General features: G+C 72.9%; 13 protein-coding genes. 2 read left to right on the top strand and 11 right to left on the bottom strand.

Annotated features, from left to right (window positions below):
* Together ACZ7KX_RS19125 and ACZ7KX_RS19120 are read right to left on the bottom strand one after the other, a co-directional pair.
* Positions 1 to 840, bottom strand: a complete 840-nt coding sequence (locus tag ACZ7KX_RS19125; RefSeq protein WP_470327416.1) for an ABC transporter permease — start codon at positions 838 to 840, stop codon at positions 1 to 3.
* Complete coding sequence (locus tag ACZ7KX_RS19120; RefSeq protein ID WP_470327415.1) at positions 837 to 1,748, bottom strand: ABC transporter ATP-binding protein; 912 nt, start codon at positions 1,746 to 1,748, stop codon at positions 837 to 839. Before ACZ7KX_RS19120 ends, ACZ7KX_RS19125 begins: the two co-directional genes overlap by 4 nt.
* Before the next feature lie 133 nt (positions 1,749 to 1,881).
* On the opposite strand from ACZ7KX_RS19120, the gene ACZ7KX_RS19115 reads away from it, so the two are divergent.
* Both ACZ7KX_RS19115 and ACZ7KX_RS19110 read left to right on the top strand, forming a co-directional pair.
* Positions 1,882 to 3,060, top strand: coding sequence for a sensor histidine kinase (locus tag ACZ7KX_RS19115; protein WP_470327414.1), 1,179 nt, complete (start codon positions 1,882 to 1,884; stop codon positions 3,058 to 3,060).
* Positions 3,057 to 3,722, top strand: a complete 666-nt coding sequence (locus ACZ7KX_RS19110) for a response regulator (protein ID WP_470327413.1) — start codon at positions 3,057 to 3,059, stop codon at positions 3,720 to 3,722. The genes ACZ7KX_RS19115 and ACZ7KX_RS19110 overlap by 4 nt, the downstream gene beginning before the upstream one ends.
* 91 nt (positions 3,723 to 3,813) lie before the next feature.
* Here the strand turns inward: ACZ7KX_RS19110 and ACZ7KX_RS19105 are convergent, their stop codons facing one another.
* The 9 genes from ACZ7KX_RS19105 to ACZ7KX_RS19065 form a co-directional block, all read right to left on the bottom strand.
* The gene (locus tag ACZ7KX_RS19105; protein WP_470327412.1) at positions 3,814 to 4,902 is read right to left on the bottom strand and encodes a hypothetical protein; all 1,089 of its coding nucleotides are present in this window, start codon (positions 4,900 to 4,902) and stop codon (positions 3,814 to 3,816) included.
* A gap of 378 nt (positions 4,903 to 5,280) precedes the next feature.
* Positions 5,281 to 5,916 carry a hypothetical protein gene (locus ACZ7KX_RS19100; RefSeq protein ID WP_470327411.1) on the bottom strand — a complete coding sequence of 212 codons (636 nt, stop codon included), beginning with the start codon at positions 5,914 to 5,916 and terminating at the stop codon, positions 5,281 to 5,283.
* Positions 5,917 to 6,044: 128 nt separating this feature from the next.
* Complete coding sequence (locus ACZ7KX_RS19095) at positions 6,045 to 7,064, bottom strand: N-acetylglucosamine kinase (RefSeq protein WP_470327410.1); 1,020 nt, start codon at positions 7,062 to 7,064, stop codon at positions 6,045 to 6,047.
* Positions 7,065 to 7,212: 148 nt separating this feature from the next.
* Positions 7,213 to 8,526 (bottom strand): 6-phospho-beta-glucosidase, encoded by a 1,314-nt coding sequence (locus ACZ7KX_RS19090; protein ID WP_470327409.1) that lies wholly within the window; start codon positions 8,524 to 8,526, stop codon positions 7,213 to 7,215.
* The gene (locus ACZ7KX_RS19085; RefSeq protein ID WP_470327408.1) at positions 8,526 to 9,443 is read right to left on the bottom strand and encodes a carbohydrate ABC transporter permease; all 918 of its coding nucleotides are present in this window, start codon (positions 9,441 to 9,443) and stop codon (positions 8,526 to 8,528) included. Before ACZ7KX_RS19085 ends, ACZ7KX_RS19090 begins: the two co-directional genes overlap by 1 nt.
* A 21-nt stretch (positions 9,444 to 9,464) precedes the next feature.
* A complete protein-coding gene (locus ACZ7KX_RS19080) occupies positions 9,465 to 10,481 on the bottom strand; it encodes a carbohydrate ABC transporter permease (RefSeq protein ID WP_470327407.1) in 1,017 nt (338 codons plus the stop codon).
* Between the two features lie 28 nt (positions 10,482 to 10,509).
* Entirely contained in the window at positions 10,510 to 11,865 is a 1,356-nt protein-coding gene (locus tag ACZ7KX_RS19075; RefSeq protein WP_470327406.1) for an ABC transporter substrate-binding protein, read from the bottom strand.
* Positions 11,866 to 11,963: 98 nt separating this feature from the next.
* Positions 11,964 to 13,154 carry an ROK family protein gene (locus ACZ7KX_RS19070; RefSeq protein WP_470327405.1) on the bottom strand — a complete coding sequence of 397 codons (1,191 nt, stop codon included), beginning with the start codon at positions 13,152 to 13,154 and terminating at the stop codon, positions 11,964 to 11,966.
* 277 nt (positions 13,155 to 13,431) lie between these two features.
* On the bottom strand, positions 13,432 to 14,610 hold the full coding sequence (locus tag ACZ7KX_RS19065) for a mechanosensitive ion channel family protein (RefSeq protein WP_470327404.1): 1,179 nt from the start codon (positions 14,608 to 14,610) through the stop codon (positions 13,432 to 13,434).
* Positions 14,611 to 15,045: the final 435 nt, after the last annotated feature.

Below are 15,045 nucleotides of genomic sequence, written 5' to 3'. Positions count from 1 at the left end.
TCACACGTCCCGTCGCCGCACCACGACCACGGTGACCGCCACCGAGACGGCGGCCCACACGCCCATCGTGATCCAGGAGTCCAGCACGGTCGGCGCGTACTTCCCCATCGTGGTCGAGGAGCCGGGGGTGATCGTGAGCCGGGAGACGGTGCTGAGCGGCAGGTGGGTGCCGATCTCCTTGAGCCACCGGTAGCGGTCCCCGCCGAACATCAGCGGCAGGATGAACATCAGCACCACCAGCGACACGATCGAGGCGGTGGCGTGCCGCAGCGCCGCGCCGAGCGCCATCCCGATCAGCGCGCAGACCGGCACGATCGCCGCGTAGCCGAGGACGGCCCGCAGGCAGCCCTCGTCGGTGATGGAGAGCCCGACGTGCCGGGAGGCGAGCATCGCGTTGGTGGCGAAGAAGGACACGGTGGACACCACGGCCCCGGCGAGCGCGGTGATCCCGCCGATCAGCACCACCTTGGCGGCGATCACGCCCCGCCGGTCCGGCACCGCGGCGAAGGTGGTGCGGATCAGGCCGGTGGTGTACTCGCCGAACACGGTGATCGCGCCGAGGCTGCCGGCCGCGATCGCCATCAGGTCGCCGGCGATGCTGCCGAGCCCGTGGAACAGCGGGTCGTACCGGTACGCCGGGAGGCCGTCCGGCGGCGGGGGCGCGTGGTCGATGTACGTCAGGTCGGTGTGGACGGCGTTCAGGTTGACCACGATCGCCGCCAGTGAGGCGAGCGCGAGCACCCAGTACGTCGACCGCAGTGAGCGCAGCTTGATCCACTCGGCGGCGAGCAGGTCGGTGAAGCGGGCGCGCGGTTCGACGGGCGAGGTGAAGGAGTTCATCGGGCCTCTCCAGCCAGGTACTCGACACTGTCGGCGGTCAGGGACATGAACGCTGACTCCAGGGACGACGTCCGGGCGGCGAGTTCGTGCAGCACCACACCGCGCTGCAGTGCGAGTTCGCCGATCCGCTCGGCGGGCAGCCCAGTGACGATCCCGAACCGCGGCTCCACCTCCCGGACTTCGGCCCCTTCCAGGCGCAACGCCTTGGTTAGCACGGCCAGTTCGGGTGACCGTACGGCCACCGAACTCGCCGCGTTGCGGGCCGAGAACTCGGCCAGGCTCTCGTCGGCGATCAGCCGGCCGCGGCCGATCACCACCAGGTGGTCGGCGGTGTGCTCCATCTCGGCCATCATGTGGCTGGAGACGAACACCGTCCGGCCCTCCGCGGCGAGGCGCCGGAACAGGCCGCGCACCCAGAGCACGCCCTCCGGGTCCAGCCCGTTCAGCGGCTCGTCGAAGAGCAGGACCGGCGGGTCGCCGAGCAGGGCGCCCGCGATGCCGAGCCGCTGCTTCATGCCCAGCGAGTAGCCGCCGATCCGCCGCCCGGCGGCCTTGCCGAGGCCGACCTCCTCCAGCACCTCCTCCACCCGCCCGGCCGGGATCCGGTTGCTGCGGGCCAGCGCCCGCAGGTGCGCCCTCGCGCTGCGCCCGCCGTGGACGTCGCCCGCGTCCAGCAGCGCGCCGACGTGCCGCAGGCCGCGCGGCCGGCTCGCGAAGGGCACACCGGCCACGGTGACGCTGCCCCCGGTGGGGGTGTCGAGGCCCAGGATCATCCGCAGCGTGGTGGACTTGCCGGCACCGTTGGGGCCGAGGAAGCCGGTGACGGCGCCGGGCCGGACGGTGAAGGTCAGTCGGTCGACGGCCGTGGTGGCGCCGTACCTCTTGGTCAGTCGCTCGATCTCGATCACGGGGACAACGCTGCCGGTCGCCGCCCCACCCGGGCGTCGGGCGGCGGGCCACAACTGCCTGCCGGCGCACTGGCCCCGGGGATTACGCCCGCCGGCCAATGCGCCGCCGAACGGCCGCGGCTACCATCGCGTCATGATCACCGAAGCCCGCCCGCCGCTGCTCAGGCGCCTACCGCCGGGCGTGTGGGTGGCGGCGCTCTGGACGGCCCTGGTGGTGTTCCGTTGCTTCACGCGTGAGGACGAGCTGAGCCACCTGTTCAGGTACTACGGCAACCCGGAGGACATGCCGCTGGTGGTCACCGCGGTGGTCACCACCCTGGTCGCGACCCTGCTGGTCCGGCTGCCGCTGGCGGCCATCGCGGTGGCGCTCGGGGGCAGCGTCTTCGCGTTGGGGATGTGGGAGGTTCCGGAGACGACCGGGCTCCAGTTCCTGATTGCTGACGGGGTCGTCGGCTACTGCGCGGCCACCCGCTCCCGGCGCGTCTCGCTGAGCGCCCTGGCGCTGCCGCTCGCCACGCTCGCCGGGCTGATGCTCTGGGGTGCCGTCCACGACTACCCCGTCAACCCGCTCGCCTACGCGGGCTACGCCGCGACCGTGCTGATCGCCTGGCTGGTCGGCAACACCGTGCACCAGACCCGCGCCCACACCGAGGCGCTGCGCGGCCGGGCCTCCGAGCAGGCGATCACCGCCGAACGGCTGCGGATCGCCCGGGAGTTGCACGACATGGTCGCGCACAGCATCGGCATCATCGCGATCCAGGCCGGCATGGGCAGCCGCGTCATGGACACCCAGCCCGCCGAGGCCCGCAACGCGCTGGCCGCCATCGAGACCACCAGCCGGGAGACCCTGGCCGGCCTGCGCCGGATGCTCGGCGCGCTGCGGGCCGGCGAGCAGGAGTCCGCGCCGCTCGAAGTCGCGCCGGGTCTCGCCGAGTTGGACCGGCTGGTGGAGAAGAGCGCGGGCGCCGGCGTCCGGGTCGCGGTGACCCGCGGCGGCGAGTCGCGAACCCTGCCCGCCGACGTCGACCTCGCCGCGTTCCGGATCGTCCAGGAAGCGGTGACCAACGTGGTCAAGCACTCCGGCACCCGCGACTGCCACGTCACCGTCGACTACCGGCCGGACGAACTGGCCGTCACCGTCGTCGACCTGGGAGCCGGCCCGGCGGCGCCCACCCCCGGCACCGGCTACGGCATCGCCGGCATGCGCGAGCGGGTCGCCCTGCTGCACGGCGAGTTCAGCGCCGGCCCGCGCCCCGAAGGCGGCTTCCTCGTCGCCGCCCGACTGCCGATCCCCGTGGAGGTGGGACCGTGATCCGCGTCGTTCTGGTGGACGACCAGCCGCTCATCCGCACCGGTCTGCGCGTGCTCATCGCCGACGCCCCGGACCTGGAGGTGGTCGGCGAGGCCGGCGACGGCGCCGAGGCCGTCGACCTGGTCGCCCGGCTGCGCCCCGACGTCGCGGTGATGGACATCCGGATGCCGGGGACGGACGGCATCGAGGCCACCCGCCGGATCACCGCCGACCCGGACCTGCCCACGCACGTCCTCGTCCTCACCACCTTCGACGACGACGACTACGTGTACGGCGCCCTGCGGGCCGGCGCGAGCGGCTTCCTGGTCAAGGACCTCGCCCTGGAGACCATCCTGGACGGCATCCGGGTCGTCGCCGCCGGGGACGCGCTGATCGCCCCCGGCATCACCCGCCGTCTGATCGGCGAGTTCGCCGCCCGTCCGGACACCGCCGGGGCGGCCCGGCAGCCCCGGCGGGCCGTCACCGGGAGCGTCACCGAGCGCGAGCGCGAGGTGCTCACCTTGGTCGGCCGTGGCCTGTCCAACGCCGAGATCGCCGACGAGCTCACCATCAGTGTGGCCACCGCCAAGGCCCACGTCGCCCGGCTCTTCACCAAGCTCGACGCCCGCGACCGGGTTCATCTGGTCATCCAGGCCTACGAGTTCGGGCTGGTCAGCCCCTGACGGCGCCCCGCGGGAACGCCGAGCGCCGGGGCGGGCCCGCACGGCCCGCCCCGGCGCCTCAACGCCCCGGCGCCTCAACGCACCGCGGGCGTCAGTGGACGATCGCGTGCGAGATCTGGCAGCCGCTGACCGCGTTCGACCAGGTGCCCTGCATGGCGAACGACCCGGTCGCGAAGGTCACGTTCTGCGCGCCGCCGGTCCCGCCGGTGCCCTTCCAGGCGCACTTGTCGGCGTTCTCGTACCCGGTCGAGTCGGTCCAGCCGCCGGCCGGGTTCTGGTCGGTGACGGTTTCCGAGTACTCGTGGCCGTAGACGATGGTCACGCCGTCCAGCGTGCCCGCACTGCCGCTGTTGACGTAGTTCTGGCCGCAGGAGGCGCCCATGTCCGTCACGTACGGGTCGTTGGTGAACGCCACGTCGCCGTACGGGGACGTGGCGGCGCCGCCGGTCAGTGTGGTGTCGCCGTTCCAGTCGTGCCAGGCGCAGAAGCCCCCGTTCGGGGTGTTGAAGCCGTCCGGGTGCGTGCCGGTGGGCGAGAGCACCACGTACTGGGCGTTGCGGTTGGACGCGGCCGTGGTGTTGCCGAAGTGCCCGGCGGCCTTGACGGCCTCGGCGGCGAGCTGGTTGCCGGTGGCCTGGCCCGGGGCGGCGGCCGAGGAGTCCACCCAGACGCCGGCCAGCGCGCCGCCGGTCGGGTAGCCGACGTGCGCGGCGGTGGCCGGGCAGCTGGTCGCACCCTTGGCGACGCCCTCGCAGTACTGCGTCATGACGCCGGACCAGGTCTCGTTGTTGGTCCCCAGCCCCTTGAACAGCTGCTGCGCGCGGACGGCGATGCCCTTCGGGTCGCCGGTGAGGGTGGTGTAGCCGTTGGCGTCGGTGCCCTGGGTGCCCCACTGGGTGCCCCAGAAGACCAGATAGACCTCGGGGGCGCCGGTGGTGACGCCGATGCCGTCCACGGCGCCGCCGTACTTCAGGTTGCTGGTCCGTGCGGCGGCGGAGTTGCCCGCCTCCTTGGACGGGTGGACGCCGTGCCGGTACGGGTGGGAGTTCCCGGCGAACTCGCCAGCCGGCTGGTCGGCCTGGGCGACCGGAGCGGCGAAACAGGTGACGGCGAGGGCCAGCGCGCTGAGCCCGGTCAAGGCCCGGACGCGCATCCGGCGGGAGGTGGGGGAGATGCCCATCGTGAGGGTTCCTCTCTCGCGCCGGCCGCACCCGGATGGGGACGCGGCGGCGCTGTGGGGGGACGAGCGGGGCGACGACGGCAGGCCGGAGCGGCGGACCGCCCGTCAGGGGCGGCCGGCGAAGAGGGGATGGGGGACCGGCACACCGTCGACCGCCGGAAGCAAAGCAGAGCCGCCGAAACCGGGTCAACGAGGCTGGGAGTAAGACCAGCCCCAAGGGCGGCCCACGGGGAGGTATGGAACGTCAAAAGTCCCCAGCTGCCGAGCCGCTGACGCGCGTAGCTCAGCCGAATGTCAACAGTTGCGGGGAGGTTCTACACCGTATGCCGCCGTGAGCCGCCTTCCGGGCTGCCGCCCGCCCTGCCGCCGCCGCCCGCCCTACGGCCGCTCGACCTCGCCGATCCGCATGATCCGCCCGTGGGAGTCCAGCACCACGTCGTACGCGTTCCCGTGGCACCCGTACGGGGGCGCGGGGTCGCGCTCCGCCAGGCAGTCGTCGAGGTGGGCGACCAGTTCCGCCAGCGGGACCGCCCTGGCCGGCTCGTCGTGCGGGCGGTCGACCAGGGTCGCCGCCACGCCGGCCGCCGCGAAGCCGTAGTGGACGGGGGTGCCGGTGGGGGCGTAGCGGGCGGGCCCGCAGGTGAAGCGGGCCGGCTGGGCGGTGAGTGCGGCGGGGCCGGCGGCGACGACGACGAGGACCTCGTGGCCCGGGAGTTCGGTGGGTTCCGTGCAGGCGGGGGCCGGGCCGGACGGAGCCGGGAGGGAGGGGGCGGCGCCGGACGGGTCGGCGGTGGAGGGGTCGGCCGCGGGGGAGTAGGCCTCCTCGACGTCCTCCTCCTCGCCCAGGAGTTCGTCGTCCTCGTCCAGCAGGTCGTCCGCCGCCTCGTCGGCGACCGCCGCGGCGGAGGCGGCGGCCACCGTCGGGCGGGAGTCGGCGGGGGTGCAGCCGGTGAGCGCGGCTGCGGTGCCGCAGGCCAGCAGGGCGGCGGCGAGGAGGTTGCGGGGCACGGCCATGGCACCAGTCTCCCCGGGCGGCGGCGTCCGCCGGTACTCGGGTCGTACGAGGACGACCGGGAGCGCGGGGTTCCCTCCTCCGCCGGACGTGCGGATCCGGCGGAGGAGGGAAGTTCGTTGACGCCGGGTCAGGCCGCGACCGGCCGCGGTCCCTCGTAGGCCTCGCGCAGCCGGGCCTGCGCCTGCGCGCCCGCCTTGAGGTGGTCCAGTCCGAGCAGTGCCGCGCCCAGCACCGGCGGCGCGACGACGACCCGGGGTTCGGCCAGCGGTGCGGCCTGCGCGAGGCGGGCCTTCACGTTGTCGAGCAGCAGCGGCTGCTCGGAGGCCAGCACGCCGCCGCCGAGCACGACCGGGGTGGGGGAGTCCAGCAGGTCGAGCCGTCTCAGGGCGACCGCGGCGAGCCGGACGATCTCGTCGGCCTGGCGGTCGATCAGTTCCAGGGCGACGGCGTCCCCGTCGCCCGCGACCGCGAACAGCACCCGGACGAGTTCGTGCAGCCGGTCGCTCGACAGCTGCCCGAGGTGGACGGCCTCGGCGACGGCACCGGCGCTGGGCAGGCCGAAGTGGTCGGCGATCGCGCGGGCGAGGGCGGTGGGCCCGCCGCGGCCGTCCTCGGACCGTACGGCGTGCCACATGCTGGTGATGGCGAGGCCGGAACCGCCGCCCCAGTCGCCGGTGAGTTCGCCGAGGGCGGGGAAGCGGGCGGTGCGGCCGTCCGGCAGCAGGCCGACGCAGTTGATCCCGGCGCCGCAGACGACCGCGACGCCGCGCGGGCCGTCGGTGCCGGCGCGCAGCAGGCCGAAGGTGTCGTTGACGACGGTGTTGGTGGCGCCCCAGGGGTGGGCTTCGAGGGCGTCGTGCAGGGCCTGTTCCTCGACCGGCAGGTCGGCGTTGGCGAGGCAGGCGCTGACGTGGCCGGTGAGCACGCCGTTCCAGGTCGGGTGGCCGGCCTCGGCTGCGGCCTGCCGGACGAGCGGGGCGAGGCCGGCGACGGCCGCGGCGCCGCCGATCCGCTGGGGGGCGAAGCCGCCGCCGCGGGCGGTGCCGAGGACGCTGCCGTCGACGCCGATCAGGGCGACGTCGGTCTTGGAGTTCCCCGCGTCGATGGCGAGTACGCCGGGCAGGTGTGGTTCGGGCTGGTGGGTCATCGGGTCCCCGCGGCTCGTACGTGGCCCGGCCGGGAAGTCGTCGGCCGGGGGTGCCCGGCCGGGTGTGGGCGGCCGGGTGTGGGGCGGTCTCCTCGCTGTGCCGGCCCGCGGTCTCCTCGCGGGACGCGGGCCGGCACCGCGGGCCGGGTCAGGCCCAGGCGAGGTGCTCGCGGTTGTGGGCGAGCAGTCGGTCCGTGAGCCGGTCGGCGAGTTCGATCTGGCCGACCAGCGGGTGGGCGAGCAGCGCGTCGAAGACCCGGTCGCGCCCGCCGCGCAGCGCGGCGTCCAGGGCGAGGTGCTCGTACGCGGTGACGGCGGCGACGAGGCCGGCGTACAGCGGCTCCAGCGGGCGCTGCGGCAGCGGGCGCACGCCGTGGGCGTCGACCTCGGCGGGCACCTCGATGACGGCGTCGTCCGGCAGGAAGGGCAGCACGCCGTCGTTGCGGGTGTTGACGACCTGCACGGAGGTCCCGCCGCCGGTCCCGAGCAGGGCGGCGATCAGCTGGACGGCGGCCTCCGAGTAGAAGGCGCCGCCGCGCTTGCCGAGCAGCTCGGGCTTGGTGTCCAGGGTCGGGTCGGCGTACAGCTCCAGCAGCTGCCGCTCGATCTCGGCGACCTGCGCGGCCCGCGAGCCCTGTTCCCTGAGCTCGGCGACCACCGCGTCGTGCTGGTAGAAGTACCGCAGGTAGTAGGACGGCACGACCCCGAGCCGCTCGATGACGGCCTGCGGCAGGTGCAGGTCCTCGGCGATCTCCTTGCCGAAGCCGCCGAGCAGCTCCGGCAGCACCTCCCGCCCGCCGGCCGCGCCGGGGGCGTCCAGCAGGGTCACCCCGCGCTCCCAGGTCAGGTGGTTGAGCCCGACGTGGTCGAGCCGCACCAGCTCCGGGGCCACCCCGAGGTGCGCGGCGAACTTGCGCTGGAAGCCGATGGCGACGTTGCAGAGCCCGACGGCCTTGTGGCCGGCGGTCTGCAGGGCCCGGGTGACGATGCCGACCGGGTTGGTGAAGTCCACGATCCAGGCGTCCGGGTTGGTCCGGCGCACCTGCTCGGCGATGTCCAGCACCACCGGGACGGTGCGCAGCGCCTTGGCGAGCCCGCCGGCGCCGGTGGTCTCCTGCCCGACGCAGCCGCACTCCAGCGGCCAGGTCTCGTCCTGGTTGCGCGCCGCCTGCCCGCCGACGCGCAGTTGGAGCAGGACGGCGTCGGCGTCCGCGACGCCCGCCGTCAGGTCCGTGGTCACCGTGACGGCTGCGGAGTGCCCCTGTCGGGCGAAGATCCGCCGGGCGAGGCCGCCGATCAGCTCCAGCCGTTCGGCGGCCGGGTCGATCAGCACCAGTTCGCCGATCGGCAGGGTGTCGCGCAGCCGGGCGAAGCCGTCGATCAGCTCCGGGGTGTACGTCGAACCCCCGCCGACGATGGCGAGCTTGAGCGCGGCGGTTCCGGACGTCTTCGGTGCGGACATCAGCCCTTGACCCCTGTCAGTGTCACGCCTTCGATGAAGGCCTTCTGAGCGAAGAAGAAGAGGACGATCACCGGTGCCATCACCAGCAGGGTGGCGGCCATGGTGAGGTTCCAGTTGGTGTGGTGGGCGGCCTTGAAGGACTCCAGCCCGTACGAGAGGGTCCAGGCCTCGCGGTTGTTGCTGGCGTAGATCTGCGGGCCGAAGTAGTCGTTCCAGCAGTAGAAGAACTGGAACAGCGCGACCGCGGCGATGGCCGGCTTGGCCATCGGAAGGACCACCCGCAGCAGGGTGCGCAGGTCGCCGCAGCCGTCGATCCGGGCGGCCTCGATGTACTCCCGGGGGATGGTCATCAGGAACTGGCGCAGCAGGAAGATGGAGAACGCGTCTCCGAAGGCCATCGGGATGATCAGCGGCCAGAGCGAGCCGCTCATGCCCATCTGCTTGGCCCAGAACAGGTACATCGGGATGACGGTGACCTGCGGCGGCAGCATCATCATCGCGATGACCGCCATCAGTGCCAGGTTGCGGCCCCGGAAGCGGAACTTGGCGAGCGCGTAGGCGACCGGCAGGCTGGAGACGACGGTCAGCAGCGTGCCCGCGCCGGCGTAGAGCAGGGTGTTGCGCCACCAGGTGAGGAAGCCGGGGGTGTTCCACACCTTGCCGTAGTTGCCCCACTCCCAGTGGGTGGGCCAGTAGTCGGTGGTGAGCGCCTGCTGGTCGTCCATCAGCGAGGTGAGCAGCACGAAGACGAAGGGCAGCAGGAAGAACAGCGCGGCGGCGATGGCCAGCGAGTGTACGGCCACCCAGTCGAGCAGGGCGCGGCGCCGGGCGGCCCGGGCCGCGGGGCTGCCGGGCCGGCCGGGGCGGGTGGGGCCGGCCGGGGCCGGCGCCTCGGTGAGCGTGTTGCCGAGAGTCATGATCAGGTCCTCACTGGCCCGTTAGTCGTCGCTCGCCATGAAGCCGGACCGGCGGCGGAGCAGGATCGAGGTGACGGCCATCGAGATGGCGAACAGCACCAGGGCGACGACGCAGGCCGCGCCGTAGTTGAAGCGCTGGAAGCCCAGGTTGTAGACCATCTGCGGCAGGGTCCAGGTGGAGCCGCCCGGGTAGCCCGGTTCGAACTGCTGCCCGGAGTTGCCCGCGATGCCGCTGGCGACCTTCCCGGCGACGATCGCCTGGGTGTAGTACTGCATGGTCTGGATCACCCCGGTGACCACCGCGAACATGATGATCGGCGAGATGTTCGGCAGCGTGACGTACCGGAACCGCTGGAACGGGCCGGCGCCGTCCAGCTCGGCCGCCTCGTACTGCTCCCTCGGGACGTCCAGCAGCGAGGCCATGAAGATGACCATCAGGTCGCCGACGCCCCACATGGCGAGCAGGGTGAGCGCGGGCTTGGACCAGTCCGGGGACGCGAACCAGCCGGGCTGCGGCAGGCCGAGCTCGCCGAGCAGGTGGTTGACCGGGCCGGTGCCGGGGTTGAACAGGAAGGCGAAGGCCACGGTCGCGGCCACCGGCGGGGCCAGGTACGGCAGGTAGAAGACGGTGCGGAAGAAGCCGGCGCCGGTCTTGACCCTGGTGATGAGCATTCCGATGCCGAGGCCGAAGGCGACCCGCAGGCTCACCATGACGACGACCAGCCAGAGGGTGTTGCGCAGGCCTTGCCAGAAGGTCGGCAGCTGGCCGAGGACGTAGTCCCAGTTCTTGAGGCCGTTGAAGGTCGGCTGGCCGAAGCCGTTGTACTGGGTGAAGGAGAAGTAGGCGGTGGATACCAGCGGGTAGACGAAGAAGACGCTGAACCCGATCAGCCAGGGGGAGAGGAAGGCGAGGGTGCGGGCCGCCTCCCGGCGGCGCTTCCGGCGCAGCAGGTGCTGCGTGGAGGGCGCCGCCGGTCCGGCCGGTCCGGCGCCGGCGTTGCCGCCGCTCTCCTTGCGGGTGCCGAACGCGAGTGACATGGGAGCTCCGTGGGCCGTTCGCGGGCGCTTACTTGGCCTGGGCGATGTCGGTGTCGATCTGCTTGGCGGTGGCCGCCAGTCCGGCCTGCAGGTCGGTCTGCTTGCCGGACTCGTAGTCGTAGCCGAGGTTCTGCAGCGAGCTGATGTAGCCGCTGCCGTTGACGGCCGGCGGCGTGGTGCCGGAGTGGGCGTTCTTGGCGATGTCCAGGAAGGTCTTGACGTTGTCGTCGCTGACCAGCTTCGGCGAGTCGAGCGCCGCGAAGGTGCTGGGCACGTTGTGGATCGCGTTGGCGAAGCCGACGACCGCGTCGGTGTCGGTGGTCAGGTACTTGACGAACTCCCAGGCCGCGGCCTGCTTCTTGCTGGTGCTGGCGATGCCGACGATGGTGCCGGTCTGGTAGCCGCGGCCGTAGGTGTCGGCCTGGTCGTCCGGCACCGGGAAGGCGGCGGCGCCCCACTCGAAGTCGGGCTTGTTCGCGGCCAGCGAGGCGGTGCGCCACTCGCCGTCCATGGCCATCGCGACCTGACCGGTGTTGAAGGGGTTCTTGGCGCTGAACTCCTCGCCGAAGGTGGCCCGGTACTTCTCCAGCTTGTCGTAGCCGCCGAGCTGGTCGACCAGTCCCTTCTGCCACTTGAGCATCGCGGCGACCTTCGGGTCGGTGGCGAGGTTCGACTTGCCGTCGGGGCCGAAGTAGGTGGCGCCGTACTGGCCGAGGTAGTGCTCGGTGGTGGTCTCGTAGCCGTGGTACAGCGGCATGAAGCCGAGCTGCTTGTACGAGTCGCCGTCAGCCTTGGTCAGCAGGGCGGCGTCCGCGGCGAACTCGCTGAAGGTCTTGGGCGGGTGGGCGATGCCCGCCTCGGCGAAGGCCTTCTTGTTGTAGTACAGGCCGTACGCGTCGCCCAGCAGCGGCAGCGAGCACTGGTTGCCCTGGAACTGGGTGTAGTCGAGCATCGCGGCCGGGAAGGTCTTGGCCGGGTCGATGCCGCTCTTCTGGAGCAGCGGCTTGAGGTCGATGAAGGCCTTGGTCGAGCAGAACATGCCGACGTTGTTGGTGGTGAAGGAGGAGACCACGTCCGGCGCGTCGTCGCCGCCGGCCCGCAGCGCCTGGTTGACCTTGTCGTCCGGGATGTTGCCCACGGCCTTGACGTGGATGTTGGGGTGGGCCTTCTCGAAGGCGGCGATGTTGTCGTCGATCGCCTTGGTCTCGTTGTCCTGGCTCCAGCCGTGCCAGAAGGTGATGGTGACGTCCTTGCCGCTGGCCGAGTCGTCGTTGCCGCCCGAGTCGCTGGAACCGGTGCAGGCGGTGGCGAGCAGGGCCAGGACGGCGCTGCCGGCGACGGCGGCGATCGTGCGGCGGCCGCTGCGGGAGGTGGTGGCGTGCACTGGGAGGTCCTCCTGGAAGTGCGCGGGCAGGCTTCGTCGCCTCGGGTCCCGCGTTCGGGGGTCGGGGAGAGGTGGGTGCGGGGGAGTGGGCGGGAGCGTCAGTGGGTGGAGAAGACCGCCTCGCGGGCGTCCGACAGGGCGCGTTGCAGGGCGCCGAGCAGGACGGGGGAGCCGGGCAGGGCGCTGCTCCTCACCTCCGGCCGGGCGATGGAGAGTCTGGCCAGTTCGTCCTCGACGAGCGCGCGCAGGCGTTCGCCGCCCGCGCTCGGCACCGCGCCGGAGAGGACCACCAGCTGGGGGTCGACGACCGAGACGATCACGGTCAGTCCGACGGCGAGCCGCCCGGCCAGCGCGGCGAGGAAGGCGTCGCCGGCGCCCGGGGTGGCCAGGGCCCTGGCCACCGACTCCTCGGCGGTGGGCGCGCCGAGCCCGTGCTCGCGGGCCAGGGCCCGGACGGCGGGCGCGCCGACCAGGGCCTGGAACCCGCCGAACTTGCGGCGGCGGGAGTCCCACTCGACCGGGGAGTCGGGCACCGGCATGTAGCCGACCTCCCCGGCGCCGCCGGTGAAGCCGCGGTGCAGCCGCCCGGCGATCACGATCGCGGCGCCGACGCCCGCCTCGGCCCAGAGCAGGACGAAGTCCTCGAAGCCGGCCGCCGCACCGGAGGCCTGCTCGGCGACGGCGGCCAGGTTCACGTCGTTCTCGATCGACACCGGCGCGCCGATCGCCTCGGACAGTTCCTCGACCAGCCGCGGCGAGTGCCACCCGGGCAGGTGGGAGGCGTAGCGCAGCTTGCCGGTGACCGGGTCGGGGGCGCCGCCGACGCCGATCGCGACGGTGCGCAGGCTGTCCTCGGCGAGCCCGGCGGCCCGGACCGCCTCGGCGACGGCGGAGGCGACCCTGGCGACGGTCTCGGCGGCCGGCACGCCCTTGGTGCTGACGGCGTGCTCGACCAGCGTGGTGCCGGTGATGTCGGCGACCGCGACCCGGATCCCGGTGTTGGTGACGTCCAGGCCGGCGACGTACCCGGCGGCCGGATTCACCTGGTAGAGCTGGGCGTTGGGCCCCGGCCCGCCCGCCGTGGTGCCGACCGGCACGACCAGCCCGGCCGCCTCCAGCCGGGCCAGCAGCTGGGAGGCGGTGGGCTTGGAGAGCCCGGTCAGCGTGCCGATCCGGGTGCGGGAGAGCGGGCCGTTCTCCAGCAGGAGTTCGAGGGCGGCGCGGTCGTTGATGGCCCGCAGGAGGCTCGGGGTGCCGGCGAGGGGGGCCTTGGCGGTGCTCTTGGTCATGCCCGGAATCCTCCTCTTTCGGCTGGTCGGGGTCGCCGCCGGGGGACGTCGGGGTGGCTCTCGGGCGGCGTCCGTGGGGACGGGGGCGAGCTTCGGGCGAACTGTTAGGAAACTTTCCAGTCGCTTGGGAAGGACCGTAAGGGCCGCGTCAGCGGGGTGTCAATGGTCGGTGGAACGGAGGATGCCGAAGCGTTACCGGGCAGCAGGGAGCCCCGCTCCCACGGTGCCGGGGCGGGGCTCTCGTCCTCTCTGCGGGGAGCCGTTTCCGTTACGGGGCCTACGGGGCCGGCTCCGGCTTCGGCACCGGGATCGGCTCGGCTGCCTTGAACCGGGCGGAGTTCGGGTCGGCGAACGCGGACGGCGCCACCTGCTCGACCGCGGGGGCCTGCGCCGGTGCGATCACCGCGGCGGCCACGGCGGCCGCCGCCGCGGCCGCGGCCGTCGGGGCCTCCTCCTTGACCTTGATCCCGGCCCCGTCGAAGGCCGCCTTGAGCCGCTGGCGCAGCGCCCGGGAGACCACCGCCGCCTTGCCGGGCGCGGTCCGGGCCTCGACCCGCAGCATCAGGGAGTCCGCCGCCACCGACTCGACGCCCAGGATCGACACCGGCGCCCAGACCAGCTCGTCGTACGGCGTCTCCTTGGCCAGCTCCTCGGCGGTCTGCTGGATCAGGTCCCCGACCCGCAGCAGGTCCTCCTTGTACGCGACCTGGACGTCCACCGAGGCCGTCGACCAGCCCTGGCTCATGTTGGCGATCCGCTTCACCTCGCCGTTGCGGATGTACCAGATCTCGCCGTTCGCGCCGCGCAGCTTGGTCACCCGCAGGCCGACCTCCAGCACCGTGCCGGTGGCCACCCCGGTGTCGATCTCGTCGCCGACGCCGTACTGGTCCTCCATGATCATGAAGACCCCGGAGAGGAAGTCCGTGACCAGGTTGCGGGCGCCGAAACCGATCGCCACACCGGCCACACCGGCGCTCGCCAGCAGCGGCGCCAGGTTCACCCCCAGCGCGGAGAGCACCATCAGGGCCGCCGTGCCCAGGATCGTGAAGGAGGCCACGCTGCGCAGCACCGAGCCGATCGCCTCCGAGCGCTGCTGGCGCCGCTCCGGGTTCACCACCCCGGTGTTGGCCAGCAGCCCGCCCAGCCGGCTCTCCTCCTGGTGCTCGGGACTGCGCGCCATCCGCCCAATCAGCTGGGTGATCAGCTTGCGCACCACGGCCCGCAGCACCATCGCCAGCACCACGATGAAGACGATCCGCAGGCCCGAGGCCAGCCAGCTCTGCCAGTGGGTGTCGAACCAGCTGGCGGCCTGCTTGGTGGTGTCCGACACCTCCTGCGCGCTGGTCGGGATCCGCAGGTCCAGGTTCGGCAGCTGCGCGGTGGGGCTGGGGGTCGGCGTCGGGACGGAGGGCGTCGGGGACGCGTCGGACAGACCGGTGGCACCGGAGCTGAACACGTGCGGACCTTCCTTGCTGGGTGCGTGGCGGCCCGCACCGCCGGCAAGCGGCCCGCGGACCGTGCGCCTTAGCCTATCCGCCGCCGAACGCCCGCCCGGACACGCCGAACGCCGTCGGCCGCCTCGCGGGAAGCCTCCCGAGGGCGTACGGAAGGGCCCGGACGCCCCGTCAACACCCCGGTGCGCTCCCCCCGTACCCCGCCCCGGAAGCCGCCGTGACCCGGCCGGACACTGCTCCGACCGGCCGATCCGTCCCCCGGGAGGGCCACCCGCCGGGCCCGGGCGGCACCCGGGTGCAAGTCGACCTTCCCCGGGCATACCGGTTATGACAGAGACCACACCCGAAGTTCACGGCAGGTCCGTTACACAGGAGTGGTGGCGCCGTACAAAGGCGTAAGGCGACACTGGGGGAGATCGCGCACTCGTTGTGCGATC

Source organism: Kitasatospora sp. NPDC038210 (assembly GCF_055600605.1).
The sequence above is the reverse complement of the archived record's forward strand: the minus strand, read 5'-3'. Positions and strand labels throughout refer to the sequence as shown.